This window comes from Citrobacter sp. Cu096, assembly GCF_030332285.1.
In the GTDB taxonomy this organism is placed as follows: Bacteria; Pseudomonadota; Gammaproteobacteria; order Enterobacterales; family Enterobacteriaceae; genus Citrobacter; species Citrobacter meridianamericanus.
In genome coordinates, this window is record NZ_JAOWID010000001.1 from 149,412 (window position 1) to 169,400 (window position 19,989).

The 19,989-nt window shown below is 52.6% G+C and carries 22 protein-coding genes; 17 read left to right on the forward strand and 5 right to left on the reverse strand.

Annotated elements, in window-relative coordinates; genetic code table 11:
- The first annotated feature begins 14 nt into the window (after positions 1 to 14).
- From lhgD to csiR, 5 genes are all read left to right on the forward strand, one after another.
- Complete coding sequence (gene lhgD, locus OGX99_RS00630) at positions 15 to 1,283, forward strand: L-2-hydroxyglutarate dehydrogenase (RefSeq protein WP_151218163.1); 1,269 nt, start codon at positions 15 to 17, stop codon at positions 1,281 to 1,283.
- 23 nt (positions 1,284 to 1,306) lie between these two features.
- On the forward strand, positions 1,307 to 2,755 hold the full coding sequence (gabD, locus tag OGX99_RS00635; RefSeq protein WP_151224231.1) for an NADP-dependent succinate-semialdehyde dehydrogenase: 1,449 nt from the start codon (positions 1,307 to 1,309) through the stop codon (positions 2,753 to 2,755).
- Positions 2,756 to 2,780: 25 nt separating this feature from the next.
- A complete protein-coding gene (gene gabT, locus OGX99_RS00640) occupies positions 2,781 to 4,064 on the forward strand; it encodes a 4-aminobutyrate--2-oxoglutarate transaminase (protein ID WP_151218164.1) in 1,284 nt (427 codons plus the stop codon).
- Positions 4,065 to 4,200: 136 nt separating this feature from the next.
- Positions 4,201 to 5,601, forward strand: a complete 1,401-nt coding sequence (gabP, locus tag OGX99_RS00645; protein ID WP_187253086.1) for a GABA permease — start codon at positions 4,201 to 4,203, stop codon at positions 5,599 to 5,601.
- A gap of 45 nt (positions 5,602 to 5,646) precedes the next feature.
- Positions 5,647 to 6,333, forward strand: coding sequence for a DNA-binding transcriptional regulator CsiR (csiR, locus tag OGX99_RS00650; RefSeq protein WP_151218165.1), 687 nt, complete (start codon positions 5,647 to 5,649; stop codon positions 6,331 to 6,333).
- Positions 6,334 to 6,345: 12 nt separating this feature from the next.
- Here the strand turns inward: csiR and lysM are convergent, their stop codons facing one another.
- Positions 6,346 to 6,795, reverse strand: a complete 450-nt coding sequence (gene lysM / locus OGX99_RS00655) for a peptidoglycan-binding protein LysM (protein WP_137376263.1) — start codon at positions 6,793 to 6,795, stop codon at positions 6,346 to 6,348.
- 95 nt (positions 6,796 to 6,890) lie between these two features.
- Positions 6,891 to 7,049 (reverse strand): YqaE/Pmp3 family membrane protein, encoded by a 159-nt coding sequence (locus tag OGX99_RS00660; RefSeq protein ID WP_003037242.1) that lies wholly within the window; start codon positions 7,047 to 7,049, stop codon positions 6,891 to 6,893.
- A gap of 184 nt (positions 7,050 to 7,233) precedes the next feature.
- Between OGX99_RS00660 and OGX99_RS00665 the strand changes: the two genes are divergently transcribed.
- The 3 genes from OGX99_RS00665 to OGX99_RS00675 all read left to right on the forward strand — a co-directional run bounded on the left by OGX99_RS00665 (position 7,234) and on the right by OGX99_RS00675 (position 8,330).
- Positions 7,234 to 7,533, forward strand: a complete 300-nt coding sequence (locus OGX99_RS00665; protein WP_137346398.1) for an ArsR/SmtB family transcription factor — start codon at positions 7,234 to 7,236, stop codon at positions 7,531 to 7,533.
- Positions 7,534 to 7,542: 9 nt separating this feature from the next.
- Positions 7,543 to 8,070 (forward strand): rhodanese family protein, encoded by a 528-nt coding sequence (locus OGX99_RS00670; protein ID WP_151218166.1) that lies wholly within the window; start codon positions 7,543 to 7,545, stop codon positions 8,068 to 8,070.
- A gap of 80 nt (positions 8,071 to 8,150) precedes the next feature.
- A complete protein-coding gene (locus OGX99_RS00675; protein WP_151218167.1) occupies positions 8,151 to 8,330 on the forward strand; it encodes a GDFGVC terminal motif YodC-like protein in 180 nt (59 codons plus the stop codon).
- Positions 8,331 to 8,366: 36 nt separating this feature from the next.
- Here OGX99_RS00675 and stpA read toward each other — a convergent pair whose 3' ends face one another.
- The gene (gene stpA, locus OGX99_RS00680; protein WP_187253087.1) at positions 8,367 to 8,768 is read right to left on the reverse strand and encodes a DNA-binding protein StpA; all 402 of its coding nucleotides are present in this window, start codon (positions 8,766 to 8,768) and stop codon (positions 8,367 to 8,369) included.
- Positions 8,769 to 9,323: 555 nt separating this feature from the next.
- On the opposite strand from stpA, the gene alaE reads away from it, so the two are divergent.
- Positions 9,324 to 9,773: an L-alanine exporter AlaE gene (alaE, locus tag OGX99_RS00685; protein ID WP_151218168.1), complete on the forward strand. Its 450-nt coding sequence runs from the start codon at positions 9,324 to 9,326 to the stop codon at positions 9,771 to 9,773.
- 36 nt (positions 9,774 to 9,809) lie between these two features.
- On the opposite strand, the gene OGX99_RS00690 is transcribed toward alaE, so the two are convergent.
- Both OGX99_RS00690 and pdxR read right to left on the reverse strand, forming a co-directional pair.
- A complete protein-coding gene (locus OGX99_RS00690) occupies positions 9,810 to 10,160 on the reverse strand; it encodes a DUF2002 family protein (protein WP_061068432.1) in 351 nt (116 codons plus the stop codon).
- A 122-nt stretch (positions 10,161 to 10,282) separates the two neighbouring features.
- Positions 10,283 to 11,617: a MocR-like pyridoxine biosynthesis transcription factor PdxR gene (pdxR, locus tag OGX99_RS00695; RefSeq protein WP_151224232.1), complete on the reverse strand. Its 1,335-nt coding sequence runs from the start codon at positions 11,615 to 11,617 to the stop codon at positions 10,283 to 10,285.
- A gap of 90 nt (positions 11,618 to 11,707) precedes the next feature.
- Between pdxR and OGX99_RS00700 the strand changes: the two genes are divergently transcribed.
- The 8 genes from OGX99_RS00700 (at position 11,708) to proX (ending at position 19,882) form a co-directional block, all read left to right on the forward strand.
- On the forward strand, positions 11,708 to 12,139 hold the full coding sequence (locus OGX99_RS00700) for a carboxymuconolactone decarboxylase family protein (RefSeq protein WP_151218169.1): 432 nt from the start codon (positions 11,708 to 11,710) through the stop codon (positions 12,137 to 12,139).
- 204 nt (positions 12,140 to 12,343) lie between these two features.
- On the forward strand, positions 12,344 to 12,589 hold the full coding sequence (nrdH, locus tag OGX99_RS00705) for a glutaredoxin-like protein NrdH (protein WP_151218170.1): 246 nt from the start codon (positions 12,344 to 12,346) through the stop codon (positions 12,587 to 12,589).
- On the forward strand, positions 12,586 to 12,996 hold the full coding sequence (gene nrdI, locus OGX99_RS00710) for a class Ib ribonucleoside-diphosphate reductase assembly flavoprotein NrdI (protein ID WP_210905299.1): 411 nt from the start codon (positions 12,586 to 12,588) through the stop codon (positions 12,994 to 12,996). The genes nrdH and nrdI overlap by 4 nt, the downstream gene beginning before the upstream one ends.
- Complete coding sequence (nrdE, locus tag OGX99_RS00715) at positions 12,969 to 15,113, forward strand: class 1b ribonucleoside-diphosphate reductase subunit alpha (protein WP_187258896.1); 2,145 nt, start codon at positions 12,969 to 12,971, stop codon at positions 15,111 to 15,113. Before nrdI ends, nrdE begins: the two co-directional genes overlap by 28 nt.
- A 10-nt stretch (positions 15,114 to 15,123) precedes the next feature.
- The gene (nrdF, locus tag OGX99_RS00720) at positions 15,124 to 16,083 is read left to right on the forward strand and encodes a class 1b ribonucleoside-diphosphate reductase subunit beta (protein WP_151218172.1); all 960 of its coding nucleotides are present in this window, start codon (positions 15,124 to 15,126) and stop codon (positions 16,081 to 16,083) included.
- A 354-nt stretch (positions 16,084 to 16,437) separates the two neighbouring features.
- Positions 16,438 to 17,640 (forward strand): glycine betaine/L-proline ABC transporter ATP-binding protein ProV, encoded by a 1,203-nt coding sequence (gene proV / locus OGX99_RS00725; protein WP_151218173.1) that lies wholly within the window; start codon positions 16,438 to 16,440, stop codon positions 17,638 to 17,640.
- Positions 17,633 to 18,697: a glycine betaine/L-proline ABC transporter permease ProW gene (gene proW / locus OGX99_RS00730; protein WP_278238482.1), complete on the forward strand. Its 1,065-nt coding sequence runs from the start codon at positions 17,633 to 17,635 to the stop codon at positions 18,695 to 18,697. The genes proV and proW overlap by 8 nt, the downstream gene beginning before the upstream one ends.
- Before the next feature lie 189 nt (positions 18,698 to 18,886).
- A complete protein-coding gene (gene proX, locus OGX99_RS00735) occupies positions 18,887 to 19,882 on the forward strand; it encodes a glycine betaine/L-proline ABC transporter substrate-binding protein ProX (protein WP_151218175.1) in 996 nt (331 codons plus the stop codon).
- Positions 19,883 to 19,989: the final 107 nt, after the last annotated feature.

A 19,989-nucleotide genomic window follows, 5' to 3' on the forward strand; every position in this document is an offset into this window, starting at 1 on the left:
AAGGAAAAAAGCGGATGTATGATTTTGTGATTATTGGCGGCGGTATTATCGGCATGTCGACCGCCATGCAACTGATTGATGTCTATCCGGACGCCAGAATCGCGCTGCTGGAAAAAGAGTCCGGCCCGGCCTGTCACCAGACGGGCCATAACAGCGGTGTGATCCACGCCGGGGTCTATTACACGCCTGGCAGCCTGAAGGCGCAGTTTTGCCTGGCCGGAAATCGCGCCACCAAAGCCTTTTGTGATCAAAACAGCATCCGCTACGACGTCTGCGGAAAAATGCTGGTTGCCACTTCCGCTCTGGAAATGGAACGCATGCGTGCGCTATGGGATCGCACCGCCGCTAACGGCCTTGAGCGTGAATGGCTGAATGCGCAGGAGCTTCGCGAGCGTGAACCGAATATCACCGGTCTGGGCGGTATTTTCGTCCCGTCGAGCGGGATCGTCAGCTACCGTGAAGTGACCGCCGCGATGGCGAAGATTTTCCAGGCCAAGGGCGGTGAGATTGTTTACAACGCCGAGGTCAGCGCGCTGAAAGAGCATGCCGCGGGCGTGATCGTCCATACGCGTCAGGGTCAGGAGTATGAAGGTGCGACGCTAATTAGCTGCTCCGGGCTGATGGCGGATCGACTGGTGAAAATGCTCGGTGTCGAACCCGGCTTTATCATATGTCCGTTCCGTGGCGAATACTTTCGTCTGGCATCAGAACATAACCAGATAGTTAATCATCTGATTTACCCGATCCCCGATCCGGCGATGCCGTTTCTCGGCGTGCATCTCACCCGCATGATCGACGGCAGCGTCACGGTCGGCCCCAACGCGGTGCTGGCGTTTAAACGCGAAGGCTACCGTAAGCGCGACTTCTCACTGAGCGATACGCTGGAGATCTTCGGCTCTTCCGGTATTCGTCGCGTGCTGCAAAACAACCTGCGATCCGGGCTTGGCGAAATGAAGAATTCGTTGTGCAAAAGCGGTTATCTGCGACTGGTGCAAAAGTACTGCCCGAGCCTGACGCAACACGATCTGCAGCCCTGGCCTGCGGGCGTGCGGGCACAGGCGGTATCACCTGACGGCAAACTGATCGATGATTTTCTGTTTGTGACCACGCCACGTTCAATTCATACCTGTAATGCCCCTTCTCCTGCGGCAACGTCAGCAATCCCTATCGGCGCGCATATTGTCAGTAAAGTTCATGCGCTGCTTGAGAACCAGAGTAATCCCGGACGCACGCTGCGTGCGGCACGTAGCGTGGAGACATTACACGCCGCATTCACCCGCTAAAACGATGAAGACAGGAAGCAATTATGCAACTTAACGATCCAACCTTATTTCGCCAGCAGGCACTGATCGACGGCAACTGGCGTGACGCCAACAGCGGCGAGACCCTCGCGGTGACCAACCCCGCCAACGGTCAGCAATTGGGTAGCGTACCGAAAATGGGGGCGGATGAAACCCGCGAAGCGATTAACGCCGCCAACCGCGCGCTGCCCGCCTGGCGTGCGCTGACCGCCAAAGAGCGGGCCAACATTCTGCGCCGCTGGTTCAATCTGATGATTGAGCATCAAGACGATCTCGCCCGTCTGATGACCCTGGAACAGGGAAAACCACTGGCGGAGGCCAAAGGCGAAATTACCTACGCCGCCTCCTTTATTGAGTGGTTTGCCGAAGAGGGCAAACGCATTTATGGCGATACGATACCTGGCCATCAGGCTGACAAACGCCTGATCGTCATCAAACAGCCGATCGGCGTTACCGCCGCGATTACGCCGTGGAACTTCCCGGCGGCGATGATCACCCGCAAAGCAGGTCCGGCGCTGGCGGCAGGTTGCACCATGGTGCTCAAACCCGCCAGCCAGACGCCATTCTCCGCACTGGCGCTGGCAGAGCTTGCTAATCGCGCCGGGATCCCGGCAGGCGTTTTCAGCGTGGTGACCGGTTCAGCCAGCGCAGTCGGTAACGAGCTGACCGGCAACCCGCTGGTGCGCAAGCTGTCATTTACCGGTTCAACCGAAATTGGTCGTCAGTTAATGCAACAGTGCGCCAAAGACATCAAAAAAGTGTCGCTGGAACTGGGCGGCAATGCACCGTTTATCGTCTTTGACGATGCCGATCTCGACAAAGCCGTGGAAGGCGCGCTGGCCTCGAAATTCCGTAACGCCGGGCAGACCTGCGTCTGTGCCAACCGTCTGTACGTGCAGGACGGTGTGTATGAGCGTTTTGCCGAAAAACTTCAGCAGGCTGTGAGCAAACTGCACCTCGGCGATGGTCTGCAACCTGACGTCACCACCGGACCGTTGATCGACGAAAAAGCGGTCGCCAAGGTGCAGGAGCACATCGCCGATGCCTTGGATAAAGGCGCGCGCATTATCGCGGGCGGTAAACCTCACTCGCTCGGCGGGAACTTCTTCCAGCCCACCATTCTGGTGGATGTGCCTGACAACGCAAAGGTCGCCAAAGAAGAGACGTTTGGCCCACTGGCGCCGCTGTTTCGCTTTAAAGACGAAGCAGATGTCATCGCTCAGGCCAACGACACCGAGTTTGGTCTGGCAGCCTATTTCTACGCCCGTGATTTGAGCCGCGTTTTCAGGGTTGGCGAAGCTCTGGAATACGGCATCGTCGGCATTAACACCGGCATCATCTCCAACGAAGTCGCTCCATTTGGAGGAATCAAAGCCTCCGGTCTTGGCCGTGAAGGTTCAAAATACGGCATCGAAGACTACTTAGAAATCAAATACATGTGCATCGGCCTTTAATAATACAAATACTGGAGAACACCTGATGAGCACCAACAAAGAACTCATGCAACGTCGCAGCAACGCCGTTCCCCGTGGCGTAGGACAGATCCACCCTATTTTCGCCGAGCGAGCAGAAAACTGTCGGGTCTGGGACGTTGAAGGCCGCGAATTCCTCGATTTTGCCGGTGGTATCGCAGTGCTAAACACCGGCCACCTGCACCCGCAGATTGTCTCTGCGGTAGAAGCGCAGTTGAAAAAACTGTCCCATACCTGTTTCCAGGTGCTGGCCTATGAGCCTTACCTGGAGCTGTGCGAAATCATGAACAAGAAAGTGCCGGGCGATTTTGCCAAGAAAACTCTGCTGGTAACGACTGGTTCTGAAGCGGTGGAAAACGCGGTAAAAATCGCCCGCGCCGCCACCAAACGCACCGGCACAATCGCCTTTAGCGGCGCTTACCACGGTCGTACCCATTACACTTTGTCTCTGACCGGGAAAGTAAACCCGTACTCTGCCGGAATGGGGCTGATGCCTGGCCATGTGTATCGCGCGCTTTACCCGTGCCCGCTGCATGGCATCAGTGACGACGATGCTATCGCCAGCATTCATCGCATCTTCAAAAATGATGCCGCACCGGAAGACGTTGCCGCCATCGTGATTGAACCTGTTCAGGGCGAGGGAGGTTTTTACGCCGCCTCACCGGCCTTTATGCAACGGCTGCGCGCCATTTGTGATGAGCACGGCATCATGCTGATTGCTGACGAAGTCCAGAGTGGCGCGGGCCGTACCGGTACACTGTTTGCCATGGAGCAGATGGGCGTTGCGCCCGATCTCACCACCTTCGCAAAATCCATCGCCGGAGGTTTCCCGCTGGCGGGCGTGACCGGACGCGCCGACGTCATGGACGCTATTCCACCGGGCGGGCTGGGCGGTACTTATGCTGGTAATCCGATTGCCTGTGCCGCCGCGCTGGCGGTACTGAACATTTTCGAGCAGGAAAATCTGCTGCAAAAAGCCAACGAGTTGGGGCAAACCCTGCGTGAAGGTCTGCTGGCTATTGCGGAAACCCACCGCGAGATTGGCGACGTTCGCGGGCTGGGGGCGATGATTGCTATCGAACTGTTCGAAGATGGCGACCATGCAAAACCAGACGCCAAACTGACCGCCGAAATTGTCGCGCGTGCGCGTGATAAAGGACTGATCCTGCTCTCCTGCGGGCCTTACTACAACGTCCTGCGCATCCTTGTCCCGCTGACCATTGAAGATGCGCAAATCCACCAGGGGCTGGACATCATCGCTCAATGTTTTGCCGAGGCGAAGCAAGGTTAACACCCCTGCATCCGAGCCGGATGGCGATGCAAATGCGCCTTATCCGGCAAACAGATCAATAACAATAATACGCGTGCCCCGGCGCGGGAATGCCGGGGTGCTCTCCCAAGTGCAATACTTTCGAGAGGTTTAAACGATGGGGCAAGTGTCACAATCACATGATTTAGGGGGCGGGCTGAAATCACGCCACGTTACCATGCTGTCTATTGCCGGAGTTATCGGCGCAAGTTTATTTGTCGGTTCAAGCGTGGCGATAGCAGAAGCCGGTCCCGCAGTGCTATTAGCGTACCTGTTCGCTGGGTTACTGGTGGTGATGATTATGCGTATGCTGGCCGAAATGGCCGTCGCCACCCCGGATACCGGATCGTTTTCTACCTATGCCGATAAGGCCATCGGCCCGTGGGCAGGTTATACCATCGGTTGGTTGTACTGGTGGTTCTGGGTGTTGGTGATCCCACTGGAAGCGAATATTGCCGCCATTATTCTTCACTCCTGGGTCCCGGGCATCCCTATCTGGCTGTTTTCTCTGGTTATCACGCTGGCATTAACCGGCAGTAATTTGCTGAGCGTCAAAAATTATGGTGAGTTCGAGTTCTGGCTGGCGCTGTGCAAAGTGATTGCCATTCTGGCGTTTATAACCCTCGGCGCGGTGGCGATTAGCGGTTTCTACCCTTATGCCGAAGTCAGTGGGGTTTCGCGCCTGTGGGATCATGGCGGCTTCATGCCCAACGGTTTCGGCGCTGTGCTCAGCGCGATGCTGATCACCATGTTCTCCTTTATGGGCGCGGAAATTGTCACTATCGCCGCCGCCGAATCCGATACCCCGGATAAACACATCGTCCGCGCCACCAACTCGGTTATCTGGCGTATCTCCATCTTCTATCTGTGCTCTATTTTCGTGGTAGTGGCGCTGATCCCATGGAACATGCCGGGACTGAAAGAAGTGGGCTCTTATCGTTCAGTGCTGGAGTTACTGCATATCCCACATGCGAAGCTGATCATGGACTGCGTCATTTTGTTGTCGGTGACTAGTTGTCTGAACTCCGCACTGTATACCTCATCACGCATGCTCTACTCCCTGAGTCGTCGCGGCGATGCACCCGCTTTTATGGGCAAAACAAACCGCAGTAAAACGCCTTATGTTGCAGTGTTACTGTCGACAGGTGCCGCCTTTCTCACTGTGGTCGTCAACTATTATGCCCCGGCCAAAGTATTCAAATTCCTGATCGACAGCTCCGGCGCCATCGCACTGTTGGTGTATCTGGTGATTGCGATTTCCCAACTGCGGATGCGTAAAATCCTGCTGGCGCGAGGTGGTGAAATCAAACTGAAAATGTGGCTTTATCCGTGGCTAACCTGGCTGGTGATCGCGTTTATTATCTTTGTGCTGGTGGTAATGCTGTTTCGCCCGGCACAACAGCTGGAAGTTATCTCTACCGGGTTGTTAGCCATAGGAATTATTTGTACCGTGCCCATTATGTCGCGCTGGAAAAAACTGCTATCGTGGCAAAAAGCACCATTGCAAAATACGCATTAAACCTGTTCCCGGCTCAGGCCGGGAAATCCGTTCAGGAGTGAAACCATGACCGCCATTCACCAACCGACGGCCATTGATGGATACCGCTGGCTGAAGAACGACATCATCCGCGGTGTGTATCAGCCTGATGAAAAACTGCGTATGAGCCTGCTGACCTCGCGTTATGATCTTGGCGTGGGACCGCTACGCGAAGCGCTTTCGCAACTGGTTGCCGAGCGGCTGGTCACGGTGGTCAATCAGAAAGGATATCGTGTCGCCCCAATGTCCGAGCAGGAGTTGCTCGATATTTTCGATGCCCGCGCCAATATGGAGGCCATGCTGGTCGCGCTGGCGATTGAACGCGGCGACGATGCCTGGGAAGCTGAAATTCTGGCGCGGGCGCATATGCTCGCTAAGCTTGAAGCGATTGACGCCAGTGAACAGATGCTCGACGAGTGGGATCAGCGCCATCAGGCGTTTCACTCAGCGATTGTCTCCGGCTGCGGTTCACAATATTTGCTGCAAATGCGCGAACGACTGTTCGATTTGGCGGCGCGCTACCGGTTTATCTGGCTGCGAAAAACGGTGCTGTCGGTTGAGATGTTGGAAGATAAACACGATCAGCACCAAACGCTGATCGAAGCAATTCTGGCACGCGATGCCCCGCGAGCCAGCGAATTAATGCGTCAGCACCTGCTGACGCCGATTCCGATTATTCAACAGGCGATGTCCGGCAAATTGCTGACGCAATAAACCTGAACATTATTATTGTTGCGGAATACGTAAAACCTGCCCGGGATAAATTTTATCCGGGCTTTTCAGCATCGGTTTATTTGCTTCAAATATTTGATTATACAGATTAGCGTTGCCGTAAACCTGTTTGGCAATAGCGCTCAGGGTATCCCCCGATTTCACGGTATAAAACTGGCTTTCACTCGCGGGCGCAGAGGTTTTAACCTGGTCGTCGACACTGGCAATACCAGAGATATTACCAATCGCTATCAGGATTTTTTCTTTCGCCTCCTGACTTAATCCATCGCCAGAAACGGTGGCTTTGCCTTCGTTAATTTGGACGTCCACTTTATCCGCATCTGGAATACCGGTTTTATTCAGGTGTTCCTGCACTTTTTTTGCCAGATCGGCTGTGTCATGATTTCCAGTGACCGCATCCCACAGTTTCTCACCCGCATCTTTTACAAAATTGAAGAGACCCATATCCACCTCGATAATAAACAATCAACCTGAAAAGTGTAGCAGAGGAGAAAGGAGCACAACGAAAACGGCGCCAAAGCGCCGTTGTAGAAGGGGAATTAGTTACGCGTTTGTATCCAGAAGGCGTGGATCAGACCTGGGATGTAGCCCAGCAGCGTCAGAACGATATTGAGAATAAAAGCCCAACCGAATCCTTTACCCAGCAGCACGCCGAGCGGAGGCAAAATAATAGTAAAAACGATTCTCCAGAAACCCATACATACTCCCTACAAGCAAAAAATTAACCATTGTTTAAAAAGAGATTTTATCTCTAAGACTAATCAGTGTAGCTAACTCCTCCCGTCTCGCCCTGTTGTTTTACCCTCTTTTACGCTTTTGACGCTGGCGTAGGTTGATTTTTTATTTTAGAATTTACTTAATTTAGATTATGCTTAAATAAATATGACAGAACTTGAACAACTCCAGGCCAGCGCGGAACAGGCTGCCGCTCTGCTCAAAGCGATGAGTAACCCGAAGCGGTTGCTGATTTTGTGCATGCTCTGCGGTTCGCCCGGTACCAGCGCGGGCGAGTTAGCCCGTATTACCGGCCTCAGTCCCTCCGCCACTTCGCAGCACCTGGCACGTATGCGAGAAGAAGGCCTGATAGACAGCCAACGCGATGCCCAGCGCATCCTGTACTCCATCAAAAATGCGGCCGTGAATTCGCTGATCGCCACATTAAAGACACTTTATTGCCCATAAGGAGCCATCATGACTATTGGGACGATTTCCCCACGCGAAGCGCAGACGCTGGTCGCACAAGGCGCAAAACTGATTGATATCCGCGATGCTGACGAGTATCTGCACGAACATATCCCTGAGGCGCATCTGGCCCCGTTATCGACGCTCGAGCATGGGGCGTTGCCTGCGAATCTCCGCGCCGAAAAGATTATCTTTCACTGTCAGTCTGGCAAACGTACACAAAACGCGGCGACAAAACTGAGTGCTCTTGCCGCTCCTGCGCAGGTCTGGTTGTTGGAGGGCGGAATTGACGGCTGGAAATCTGCAGGTTTGCCGGTGGCAAAAGACAGTTCACAACCGTTACCGCTGATGCGTCAGGTGCAGATAGCCGCAGGTAGCCTTGCCCTGTTCGGCGTCATTCTGGGTTACGCCGTCAATAGCGCCTTCTTCCTGCTGAGCGGTTTTGTCGGCGCGGGGCTGATACTCGCTGGTGTGACCGGCTTTTGCGGCATGGCACGATTACTGGACATCATGCCCTGGAACCGACGTACTCATTAAGCGGTAAACCTTGAAACAGCGCTGTACCCGCCGATTGACGTGATCTATGGTGAGTTCTGCGATAAATAAAGGAGTGCACTATGTTTCAACCTGGCGATCTGGTTCAACCGCGCATGGGCGGCCCCAAACTGAAAGTTGTCGAAGTCAATGACGATCAAATTGTGGCGGTACAAGCCAGTAATGAAAGCGGTGAGAAATTCACGCTGAAAGCGGCTGATGTGACGCGATATACCGAAGAAGGTGATTTCGGCGTTTGCTGAAAATAAGCGGTGAGGACACCCTCACCGCATTCATAATTAGATCAAAAAGTCATCAAGCGATTTACCGGCAGCCAGCGCCTCGGCAATTGGCTTCGGTGTGCGACCTTGTCCAGTCCATGTTTTTGTTTCACCATTGAGATCGGTAAAACGATATTTCGCCGGGCGCGGCTGACGTTTTTTAACTGAACGTGCCGTCACAGACGTTATGCTCAGCAGCTCTTCCGGATTGATCCCGTCTGCCTGCATCAGCGCCAGCAAGGTATTAATTTTTTCCTGCTGTTCTGCACGTTGGCGCTGTAGCTGTTCTTCTTCATCGCGCCGTTCTTTGGTCACAACTCTGAATTTTTCAAGCATATCTTCCAGCACTTCAACAGAAAATTCTCGAGCCATTGCTCGCAGCGAGCGGATATTATTTAAGTTTTTTAACATTGAACTCATATTAACAAAACCTCTTTAACGTAAAACATAAAAATGGTATTACGCTAAATATTGTATGCAACTACCTATTATATTTCCAGTCTAATTTATTCGTATGTTATATAACAAAAAGCCAACACAGGTATTTATGGCATCAATTTTTATATTATCTATATAATATTTCCGTTCCTCTGATAGCCACGATAAATATACCTTCAAGGTATCTCGATGCGTCACTTGATAACCAGGCCACACTATCGCGCAGAATCGACGAGTAGATATATTGAACATTGGTCAACATTCAGAAAAGGAGCGCAAAAAATTCATAAAAACAAATAACCATAACCAGTTGATCTAAAACATTTTTTCTTAACCCAGCAACGAAAACACCAAAACGAACAAAAAACACACCATTACAGAGCATTTTATCGACAAAAAGGTAATAAATAAAAATTTTAAGCTAGTTGATAGTTATTATCCAGCCAGATATCCTATTCAAACGCGAATGCAGCAAGACAAATCACTATCAGAAAGGTATTCAAAACCTTTTTTTCTCTTTTTACAAGGAGCATTAACATGTTCTCTCCGCAGTCACGCTTGCGTCATGCAGTAGCAGACACGTTCGCGATGGTTGTTTATTGTTCTGTCGTGAACATGTTGATCGAAATATTCCTTTCAGGAATGAGCTTCGAACAGTCCCTGTACTCCAGACTCGTTGCTATCCCCATTAACATACTGATCGCGTGGCCATACGGCATGTACCGCGATTTATTTATGCGCGCGGCACGCAAAACCACGCAGGCTGGGTGGGGGAAAAATCTGGCGGACGTGCTGGCTTATGTCACCTTCCAGTCGCCAGTGTATGTGATTATTCTGTTGACGGTTGGCGCAGACTGGCACCAGATTACGGCTGCAGTCAGTTCGAATATCGTGGTATCAATGCTGATGGGCGCGGTCTATGGCTACTTTCTTGATTATTGCCGCCGCCTGTTTAAGGTCAGCAGCTATCACCAGGCTAAAGCCTGACAGGTCTCTTCGCGACTGGCCCTGCCAGTCGCATTATTAGTTTGAGCTAACGTCGCCAAACAACCCACTCAGATAACGCTCCAACGCAATTCGCGAGCTAAAGCCGTGCGGAATACCATAGTGTTCGTGTGTCTCACCGGCTAAATACAGTGGAAATTGTTGGTAATGATCGCAGGTTTTAATATCCGTCGCAGGTTCTGCCAGCGAAGAGCTTCGCTCTTTTAGCGTGGGATGGATAATTAATGCGGTACGTCCCATGCGTGCTTCACGGTTAACGTACACATAATTTTCGCCACGACGATAGCCATACGTTTTCTGAGTCACTACATCAACGGTAAAGCCCACTTTTTCAAGTACGCGCGCCACCTCATCAGGTCGTAAATACATATTATTTTCCTCGTTATCTTTTACTGCGGGCTTACCTTACCTGATTCAGCATTAGCAACGCTTTCAGAAAAGTCCATAAACGAGTGACCAGGGTGGGACGAATATCGTAAGAACCCTACAGATTATGTCAGTGCCAGCCGCAGTTGATTTGCCGCCTGTTGCGCCATTACAACCGAGCTGATGTTGGTAAACGACAGCAAGATCCCCCCCTTTCCAGCCGAAGTTATTCGCCAACGGCTCAACGCCTGAACCGCAAGCCCGGCCTGATTCGCTTTGCGCACTAACGCAACATCATCTCCCTCTACGGTCATCACCAGTTGGATCCCCCCTTCCTGAGGAATGACGCTGAATCCTTGTTCAGTCAGGGCGTTCTCCATCCACTGACGCCGCTCGGCATAATGCTGGCGCATGCGTTTTAAGTGCCGCCAGAAATGACCATCTTGCATAAAATCCGCCAGCGTTTGCTGCCATAAAACCGGAACGCTACAGGCCGTTAGCGCCGCCTGCTGACGAAAACGTTCGACCTGAGTCAGAGGGACCACCAACCATGCCGTGCGCAACGCCGGAAACATCGATTTACTGAACGTGCCGGCATAAATCACTCGCTGGGGCGCATCCAGACTTTTAAGTGGCGGCAACGGCTTACCGTGGTAGCGAAATTCACTGTCGTAATCATCTTCAATAATCCACGCCTGTTCGCGAGCCGCCCACTCCAGCAACCGATGGCGACGGTCTAATGACAGGGCCACACCCAGCGGGCTTTGGTGTGCGGGTGTGAGCATGACAAAACGCGCCTGTGGAAAGTCGCGGATCCCAGCGCAGACATCCAGACCATCGCTATCCACCGCCACCGGCATCAGCTCAATCTGTTCCTGAGCCACCACGGGCCGAATCAGCGGAAAGCCGGGATCTTCGACCCACATTCCCTCACCAGGTTGAGACAGAGCGCGCAGAATTAACGTTACTGATGCCGCATAGCCTGACGTAATAAAAATCTGCTCCGGCTGGCACTCAATGCTGCGTGAAACGCGCAGGTAATCCACAATCGCCTGACGTAACGCGCGTTCGCCGCAAACATCGCCCACCGCGAGATCAAAACGCGTTTGGGTGCGTAAACGCCGACCCATCACTCGCGCCCAGACGTCACGTGGGAAGAGATCGAGTGCGGGTAATCCCATCTGAAAAGCTTGCGGTCTGGGGTTTTCTCCGGCGAAGATCGCGGGAGACGCAGGTGCCTTTTCCAGGCGCAATTGCTCACTGACAAATGTTCCTGCCTGTCCTCGCCGCGCGAGCCAGCCCTGAGCCACCAGCTCGGCATAGGCATGTTCCACCGTCGAACGCGAAACCCCCAGTTCCTGGGACCACGTCCGGCTGGAGGGCAATCTTGTGCCTGGTTTGAGTTCACCTGTCTCAATGGCATTTTTTAACTGGCGGGCGATTTGTTGATAGCGCGGCATTTATGGTCTGCTTTTTTTGCAACAATATGGCTCTCTGTAGCAGTCCATTATAGTGCTACATTGCGGGTTATCCAAACGAGGAGAAATACCATGACCATGTTACGCCAGCCCTATTATGAACTCAGTCCTGAAATCTATAACGCTCTGGTTCAGGCAAGCAAAGCGCTGGAGAACTGCGCGCTGGAACCTACGCTGACGGAACTGATTTACCTGCGGGTCTCGCAAATCAACGGCTGCGCCTTTTGTCTGGAAATGCACAGTAAAGCGCTGCGCAAAGCAGGCGTTGCGCAGGCTAAACTGGACGCGCTGGCAGGCTGGCGGGTGAGTCACCACTTCAGCGAGCAGGAACGTGCGGCGCTGGCGTGGGCCGAATCCGTCACCGATATCGCCAGCACCCATGCCGGAGACGATGTTTATCTGCCGCTGCTCGACCATTTTAGCGCGAAAGAAATTAGCGACCTGACGTTTGCCATTAGCCTGATGAACTGCTTTAACCGCCTGGCTGTGGGAATGCGCATGTGATTTATCGGTTGCCGGATAGCTCTGTCCGGCAACAATCTTCTTCCCCGCCACACTCCTCACTCATGCCCTAATCAACTTAAAATTCCCATATATTGTATGGTTGAATATTTTTAAAACTACATCCAGTATCATCTGTATCAAGATGCACACAACCTGACGCTGTCTGTAGCGTCATTCTTTCACCCTTTAATGGAAATACGAATCATGCTCATTGTTATTTACACTCGCAATAACTGTGTTCAGTGCCACGCCACCAAGAAAGCGATGGAAAGCCGTGGCCTCGACTTTGAGATGGTGAACGTCGATTTACAGCCCGACCAGGCTGATAGCTTGCGCGCTCAAGGCTTTCGCCAGCTACCGGTCGTGGTCGCAGGGGAAACCAGTTGGTCAGGATTTCGCCCGGATATGATCAACCGTCTGCGTCCTGAACCTCAAGTGGTCAGCGCATGAGTCAACTCGTCTACTTTTCCAGCAGCTCCGAAAATACGCACCGCTTTATGCAGCGTCTGGGGATGCCTGCCATTCGCATCCCGCTTAATGAACGCGAGCGGATCCGGGTAGACGAACCTTACATTTTAATCGTGCCGTCCTATGGTGGTGGCGGCACGGCTGGCGCTGTTCCGAGACAGGTGATCCGCTTTTTAAACGATACGCACAACCGGGCGTTAATCCGTGGCGTGATCGCCTCCGGCAACCGCAATTTCGGTGATGCCTACGGTCGCGCGGGTGATGTCATTTCACAAAAATGCGGCGTGCCGTGGCTTTATCGTTTTGAGCTAATGGGCACCCAAAGCGATATCAACAACGTTCGAAAAGGAGTGAGCGAATTTTGGCAACGACAACCGCAGAACGTGTAATGCAGCAGACGCTGGATTATCACGCCCTGAACGCCATGCTGAATCTGTACGATAAAGCCGGGCGCATTCAGTTCGACAAAGACCATCAGGCGGTGGAGGCTTTCTTTGCCGCCCACGTCCGCCCCAATTCGGTGGCGTTTGCCAGCCAGCAGGCGCGTCTCGAAACGTTGGTGGATGAAGGCTACTACGATGCCAGCGTGTTAAGCCGCTACAATCGCGCGTTTGTGCTGAAGCTATTTGACCACGCCCACGCCAGTGGATTCCGTTTTCAGACATTCCTCGGCGCATGGAAGTTCTACACCAGCTATACGCTGAAAACGTTCGACGGTAAGCGCTATCTGGAAGACTTTGAGGATCGGGTGACGATGGTGGCGCTCACTCTGGCGCAGGGCGATGAAGCGCTTGCGACGCAACTGACCGATGAAATGCTCTCCGGGCGCTTTCAGCCCGCCACGCCAACCTTTTTAAACTGCGGTAAACAGCAACGCGGCGAGCTGGTCTCCTGTTTCCTGTTACGTATTGAAGACAACATGGAGTCAATCGGACGCGCGGTCAACTCGGCGCTGCAGCTCTCCAAACGCGGCGGCGGCGTGGCTTTTTTGCTCTCTAACCTGCGCGAGGCGGGTGCGCCCATTAAACGCATTGAGAACCAGTCCTCCGGGGTGATCCCGGTCATGAAAATGCTGGAAGATGCGTTTTCTTATGCAAATCAGCTCGGTGCGCGTCAGGGCGCGGGCGCGGTGTACCTGCACGCGCACCATCCGGATATTTTGCGTTTTCTAGATACTAAACGTGAAAACGCCGACGAAAAAATCCGTATCAAAACGCTCTCGCTTGGCGTGGTAATCCCCGACATCACCTTCCGGTTGGCGAAAGAAAATGCCCGGATGGCGCTGTTTTCACCGTATGACGTGGAACGCATTTACGGCAAACCGTTCGGTGATATCGCCGTGAGTGAACGGTATGACGAACTGGTCGCCGACGAACGCGTACGCAAAAAATACATTAACGCCCGCGATTTCTTCCAGCGGCTGGCAGAGATCCAGTTCGAGTCAGGCTACCCATACATCATGTTTGAAGACACGGTGAATCGTGCCAATCCAATTGCCGGTCGGATCAATATGAGCAATCTGTGCTCAGAGATTTTGCAGGTTAACAGCGCCTCCACCTACGATGAAAACCTCAATTACGCGCATACAGGGCATGATATCTCCTGCAATCTCGGCTCGTTGAACATTGCCCATACCATGGATTCACCCGACTTTGGCCGCACCGTGGAGACAGCTGTTCGCGGCTTAACCGCCGTTTCGGACATGAGCCATATTCGCAGCGTACCCTCGATTGAAGCAGGAAACAGCGCGTCGCACGCGATTGGCCTTGGGCAGATGAACCTGCACGGGTATCTGGCGCGGGAAGGGATTGCCTATGGTTCGCCGGAAGGACTGGATTTCACCAATCTCTATTTCTACACCATCACCTGGCATGCATTGAATACATCGATGAAGCTCGCCCGCGAGCGCGGTAAAACCTTTGCCGGATTCCAGCAGTCCCGCTACGCCAGCGGCGAGTATTTTAGCCAGTATCTGCAGGGCGACTGGCAGCCAAAAACCGACAAGGTCCGCACACTGTTTGCCGCCAGCGGCATTACGCTACCGACGCGCGAGATGTGGGCGCAACTGCGTGAAGATGTGATGCGCTACGGTATTTATAACCAGAATTTACAGGCGGTTCCGCCCACTGGTTCTATCTCCTACATCAACCATGCCACGTCAAGCATTCATCCGATTGTGTCGAAAGTGGAGATTCGTAAAGAGGGCAAAACCGGGCGCGTTTACTACCCTGCCCCGTTCATGACCAATGAAAATCTGGCCTTGTATCAGGATGCCTGGGAGATTGGTCCGCAAAAAATCATCGATACATACGCTGAGGCAACGCGCCATGTCGATCAGGGGCTTTCACTGACGCTCTTTTTCCCCGATACCGCCACTACGCGCGATATCAACAAAGCGCAGATTTACGCCTGGCGTAAGGGCATCAAATCGCTGTACTACATCCGACTACGTCAGTTGGCGCTGGAAGGGACCGAAATAGAAGGCTGCGTGTCATGCGCGCTGTAAGGAGAACAAAATGACATTATCCCGCGTTAGCGCCATCAACTGGAACAAGATTGAGGATAATAAAGATCTCGAAGTCTGGAATCGCCTGACCAGTAACTTCTGGCTACCGGAAAAAGTTCCGCTTTCCAATGATATCCCGGCCTGGCAAACGTTGAACGCTGCTGAACAGCAACTGACGATCCGCGTTTTTACCGGGCTGACGCTGCTCGACACCATTCAGAATATTGCCGGCGCGCCAGCATTAATGGCAGATTCATTAACACCGCATGAAGAGGCGGTGCTGTCGAATATCAGTTTTATGGAAGCGGTGCACGCCCGTTCCTACAGCTCTATTTTTTCCACCCTGTGCCAGACCAAAGATGTGGATGCGGCTTACGCCTGGAGTGAAGAAAGTCCCCCACTCCAGCGCAAAGCACAGATCGTTTTGGCACATTACGCCAGCGACGAACCGCTGAAGAAGAAAATTGCCAGCGTGTTTCTGGAATCTTTCCTGTTCTATTCCGGTTTCTGGTTGCCGATGTATTTTTCCAGCCGCGGCAAATTGACCAATACTGCCGATCTTATTCGTCTGATCATTCGTGATGAAGCCGTTCATGGGTATTACATTGGTTATAAATTTCAAAAAGGTCTGGAACATATTTCCGAATCCGCACGTGAGGAGTTAAAGAATTTTGCCTTCGACCTGTTGATGGAATTGTATGATAACGAAGCGCGCTATACGGAAGAATTGTATGCAAAGACCGGTTGGGTAGATGACGTCAAAGCCTTCCTTTGTTACAACGCCAATAAGGCATTAATGAATTTGGGATATGAGGCATTATTCCCGCCAGAAATGGCGGAGGTCAACCCGGCAATCCTTGCCGCACTATCGCCTAACGCTGACGAAAACCACGATTTCTTCTCGGGTTCTGGCTCATCTTACGTGATGGGAAAAGCGGTCGAAACTGAAGACGACGACTGGAATTTCTAGGACTCATTTTCGCGGGAAATTCCGTACAATTTTCGCGGAAATATTTTAACAGGATCACACTTTTATCGCGCAAATATAATTGTGTGATCTACACTCAATACCAGCCGCATTATTCGCCTGCATTTCATCAATTCAGGCGTTTTTCCCTTGCCATTTACAAAAAATATCAAGCAACTCACATTCGCGTTCAGCCCTTATATCATGGGAAATCCCGCCACCTGGCCTTCGGCAATATTCGTGCCACAGCCAAATTCAGGGTTGTCTCAGATTCTCAGTATGTTAGGGTAGAAAAAGGTCACTATTTCCATCAGGTAATATATCGATATAAACAAATAACAGGAATCATTCTATTGCATGGCAATTAAATTAGAAGTTAAAAATCTCTATAAGATATTTGGAGAGCATCCGCAGAGAGCCTTCAAATATATTGAAAAAGGACTTTCAAAAGAGCAGATTCTGGATAAAACAGGGCTATCGCTTGGCGTTAAGAACGCCAGTCTGGCCATTGAAGAAGGCGAGATATTTGTCATCATGGGATTATCTGGTTCGGGTAAATCCACAATGGTACGCCTTCTCAATCGCCTGATTGAACCCACCCGCGGACAGGTATTGATTGACGGTGTAGACATCGCCCGGATATCCGATGCCGAGCTTCGCGAGGTGCGCAGAAAAAAGATTGCGATGGTCTTCCAGTCCTTTGCCCTGATGCCGCACATGACGGTTCTGGACAATACGGCATTCGGTATGGAATTAGCCGGTGTTGGCGCCGATGAACGTCGTGAAAAAGCCTTAGATGCGCTACGTCAGGTTGGTCTGGAGAATTACGCTCACGGATACCCGGATGAACTCTCCGGAGGGATGCGCCAGCGTGTGGGACTTGCCCGTGCGTTAGCCATTAATCCTGACATCTTATTAATGGATGAGGCTTTCTCAGCACTCGATCCCTTAATTCGTACAGAGATGCAGGATGAACTGGTAAAACTGCAGTCGAAGCATCAACGTACCGTGGTCTTTATTTCGCACGACCTCGACGAAGCCATGCGTATTGGCGACAGAATTGCCATTATGCAAAACGGTGAAGTGGTGCAGGTCGGTACGCCAGATGAAATTCTGAATAATCCGGCCAATGATTATGTCCGCACCTTCTTCCGTGGCGTTGATATTAGCCAGGTCTTCAGTGCGAAAGATATATCACGCCGTAGCCCCGAGGGTTTAATTCGAAAAACGCCTGGGGTGGGCCCACGTTCTGCGCTGCAATTATTGCAGGACAAAGATCGCGAATATGGTTATGTGATCGAGCGAGGCAACAAATTCGTCGGTGTTGTCTCTATCGACTCATTAAAAACAGCGTTAAGTCAGGCGCAAGGTATTGAAGCGGCATTGATCGATGAGCCGCTAGCCGTCGATGCACAAACTCCTCTCAGCGAGTTGCTTTCTCATGTCGGCCAGGCCCCGTGCGCGGTGCCGGTTGTTGATGAGGAACAGCAGTATGTGGGCGTCATTTCAAAACGCATGCTGTTACAGGCTTTAGATCGTGAGGGGGTAAACAATGGCTGATCAAACTAATCCGTGGGATACCACACCAGCGACTGACAGCGCCGCACAAACTGCAGATGCCTGGAGTACGCCATCCGGTGCGCCCGCTGACGGCAGTGGCGCGGACTGGCTGACCAGCGCCCCCGCGCCGGCGCCAGAGCATTTCAATATTATGGATCCGTTCCATAAAACGCTGATCCCGCTCGATAGCTGGGTCACTGAGGGGATCGACTGGGTTGTTACTCATTTCCGTCCGGTCTTCCAGGGTATTCGCGTCCCGGTGGATTACATTCTCAACGGCTTTCAACAGCTGCTGTTAGGTATGCCAGCCCCGGTGGCGATTATCCTGTTCGCCTTGATTGCCTGGCAGATTTCCGGCGTTGGAATGGGCGTTGCTACGCTGATTTCATTGATTGCAATCGGTGCCATCGGCGCGTGGTCGCAGGCCATGATAACCCTGGCGCTGGTGTTGACCGCGTTGCTGTTCTGCGTGGTGATCGGTCTGCCGATGGGGATCTGGTTAGCACGTAGCCCTCGGGCGGCAAAAATTGTTCGCCCGCTGCTGGATGCGATGCAAACCACACCTGCGTTCGTCTATCTGGTGCCGATTGTCATGCTGTTCGGTATTGGTAACGTCCCGGGCGTGGTGGTGACGATTATCTTCGCCCTGCCGCCAATTGTGCGTCTGACCATTCTGGGGATTAACCAGGTGCCAGCCGATCTGATTGAAGCCTCACGCTCGTTTGGTGCCAGCCCGCGCCAGATGCTGTTTAAAGTGCAGCTCCCGCTGGCAATGCCCACCATTATGGCCGGGGTTAACCAGACGCTGATGCTGGCGCTCTCAATGGTCGTCATCGCCTCGATGATTGCCGTCGGCGGACTGGGTCAGATGGTTCTGCGCGGCATCGGTCGTCTGGATATGGGGCTTGCCACCGTTGGCGGAGTTGGGATTGTGATCCTCGCCATCATTCTCGACCGCCTGACGCAGGCCGTCGGTCGCGACTCGCGTAGCCGTGGCAACCGCCGCTGGTACACCACAGGTCCCGTTGGGCTTATCACTCGCCCTTTCACGAAGTAATTCACCCGTTGCCCGGTAGCGCATGGCTTACCGGGCCTACAATTCATTAACTTGCGCAAAATCGTTCAAGTTGCATCGCGGCGGCAAACGAATGTATCCCCGGGAGCGTACAACTAGTACATGACTGGGGTGCATGAGTGCAGCCAACAAAGAGGCGGCTTGAAGGATGAAGTGCAATAAGGAACAACGATGCGACAGAAAATCATTATTGCCACAGCGTTTGCCACCCTTGTCTCCACCAGCGCTTTCGCTTCTGACCTGCCGGGCAAAGGCATCACCGTACAGCCAATCCAGAGCACTATCTCTGAAGAATCTTTCCAGACGCAGCTGGTCGCCCGCGCGCTGGAGAAGCTGGGTTATACCGTTAACAAAACCAGCGAAGTTGACTACAACGTCGGCTATACCTCCATTGCCTCTGGCGATGCAACGTTTACCGCTGTGAACTGGCAGCCGCTGCATGATGATATGTACGCCGCGGCGGGCGGAGATAAAAAGTTTTATCGCGAGGGGGTATTCGTTACGGGGGCAGCACAGGGTTACCTGATCGATAAAAAAACCGCTGAGCAGTACAAAATCACCAACATCGCCCAGTTAAAAGATCCGAAGATCGCCAAAATCTTTGACACCAACGGCGATGGAAAAGCAGACATGATGGGCTGCTCACCGGGCTGGGGCTGTGAAGCGGTTATTAACCACCAGAACAAAGCCTTCGATCTGGAAAAAACCGTCGAGGTCAGCCACGGGAACTATGCGGCGATGATGGCCGACACCATTACGCGTTTTAAAGAAGGCAAACCCATTCTTTACTACACCTGGACACCGTACTGGGTAAGCGACGTGATGAAACCGGGTAAAGATGTGGTCTGGCTGCAGGTGCCGTTCTCTTCCCTGCCAGGCGAACAGAAAGGCATTGATACCAAACTGCCAAACGGTGCCAACTACGGCTTCCCGGTGAACACGATGCATATCGTCGCCAATAAAGCCTGGGCGGAGAAAAACCCGGCCGCCGCGAAACTGTTCGCTATCATGAAGCTGCCGCTGGCAGATATTAACGCGCAGAACGCGATGATGCATGATGGGAAAGCCTCGGAAGCTGACGTACAGGGTCACGTTGACGGCTGGATCAAAGCCCACCAGCAACAGTTCGACGGCTGGGTGAATGAAGCGCTGGCTGCGCAGAAATAACATCGCCTGAGTGCCGGATACGCTAAGGCATATCCGGCCTGCTTCCCTCTATCTCCTCTAAACCGCACAATCCATCACCCAACAAATCAGCAACATTTAATCACTTC

What these genes read in the sequence shown, in the direction of transcription:
- OGX99_RS00665 (WP_137346398.1), top strand. Translation starts at nt 7,234, where the DNA reads ATGACAGAACTTGAACAACTCCAGGCCAGCGCGGAACAGGCTGCCGCT.
- OGX99_RS00690 (WP_061068432.1), bottom strand. Translation starts at nt 10,160, where the DNA reads ATGTATTTACGACCTGATGAGGTGGCGCGCGTACTTGAAAAAGTGGGC.
- lysM (WP_137376263.1), bottom strand. Translation starts at nt 6,795, where the DNA reads ATGGGTCTCTTCAATTTTGTAAAAGATGCGGGTGAGAAACTGTGGGAT.
- proW (WP_278238482.1), top strand. Translation starts at nt 17,633, where the DNA reads ATGGCTGATCAAACTAATCCGTGGGATACCACACCAGCGACTGACAGC.
- OGX99_RS00670 (WP_151218166.1), top strand. Translation starts at nt 7,543, where the DNA reads ATGACTATTGGGACGATTTCCCCACGCGAAGCGCAGACGCTGGTCGCA.
- pdxR (WP_151224232.1), bottom strand. Translation starts at nt 11,617, where the DNA reads ATGCCGCGCTATCAACAAATCGCCCGCCAGTTAAAAAATGCCATTGAG.
- nrdH (WP_151218170.1), top strand. Translation starts at nt 12,344, where the DNA reads ATGCTCATTGTTATTTACACTCGCAATAACTGTGTTCAGTGCCACGCC.
- gabD (WP_151224231.1), top strand. Translation starts at nt 1,307, where the DNA reads ATGCAACTTAACGATCCAACCTTATTTCGCCAGCAGGCACTGATCGAC.
- nrdI (WP_210905299.1), top strand. Translation starts at nt 12,586, where the DNA reads ATGAGTCAACTCGTCTACTTTTCCAGCAGCTCCGAAAATACGCACCGC.
- lhgD (WP_151218163.1), top strand. Translation starts at nt 15, where the DNA reads ATGTATGATTTTGTGATTATTGGCGGCGGTATTATCGGCATGTCGACC.
- gabT (WP_151218164.1), top strand. Translation starts at nt 2,781, where the DNA reads ATGAGCACCAACAAAGAACTCATGCAACGTCGCAGCAACGCCGTTCCC.
- OGX99_RS00675 (WP_151218167.1), top strand. Translation starts at nt 8,151, where the DNA reads ATGTTTCAACCTGGCGATCTGGTTCAACCGCGCATGGGCGGCCCCAAA.
- proX (WP_151218175.1), top strand. Translation starts at nt 18,887, where the DNA reads ATGCGACAGAAAATCATTATTGCCACAGCGTTTGCCACCCTTGTCTCC.
- proV (WP_151218173.1), top strand. Translation starts at nt 16,438, where the DNA reads ATGGCAATTAAATTAGAAGTTAAAAATCTCTATAAGATATTTGGAGAG.
- alaE (WP_151218168.1), top strand. Translation starts at nt 9,324, where the DNA reads ATGTTCTCTCCGCAGTCACGCTTGCGTCATGCAGTAGCAGACACGTTC.
- OGX99_RS00660 (WP_003037242.1), bottom strand. Translation starts at nt 7,049, where the DNA reads ATGGGTTTCTGGAGAATCGTTTTTACTATTATTTTGCCTCCGCTCGGC.
- csiR (WP_151218165.1), top strand. Translation starts at nt 5,647, where the DNA reads ATGACCGCCATTCACCAACCGACGGCCATTGATGGATACCGCTGGCTG.
- gabP (WP_187253086.1), top strand. Translation starts at nt 4,201, where the DNA reads ATGGGGCAAGTGTCACAATCACATGATTTAGGGGGCGGGCTGAAATCA.
- nrdF (WP_151218172.1), top strand. Translation starts at nt 15,124, where the DNA reads ATGACATTATCCCGCGTTAGCGCCATCAACTGGAACAAGATTGAGGAT.
- OGX99_RS00700 (WP_151218169.1), top strand. Translation starts at nt 11,708, where the DNA reads ATGACCATGTTACGCCAGCCCTATTATGAACTCAGTCCTGAAATCTAT.
- stpA (WP_187253087.1), bottom strand. Translation starts at nt 8,768, where the DNA reads ATGAGTTCAATGTTAAAAAACTTAAATAATATCCGCTCGCTGCGAGCA.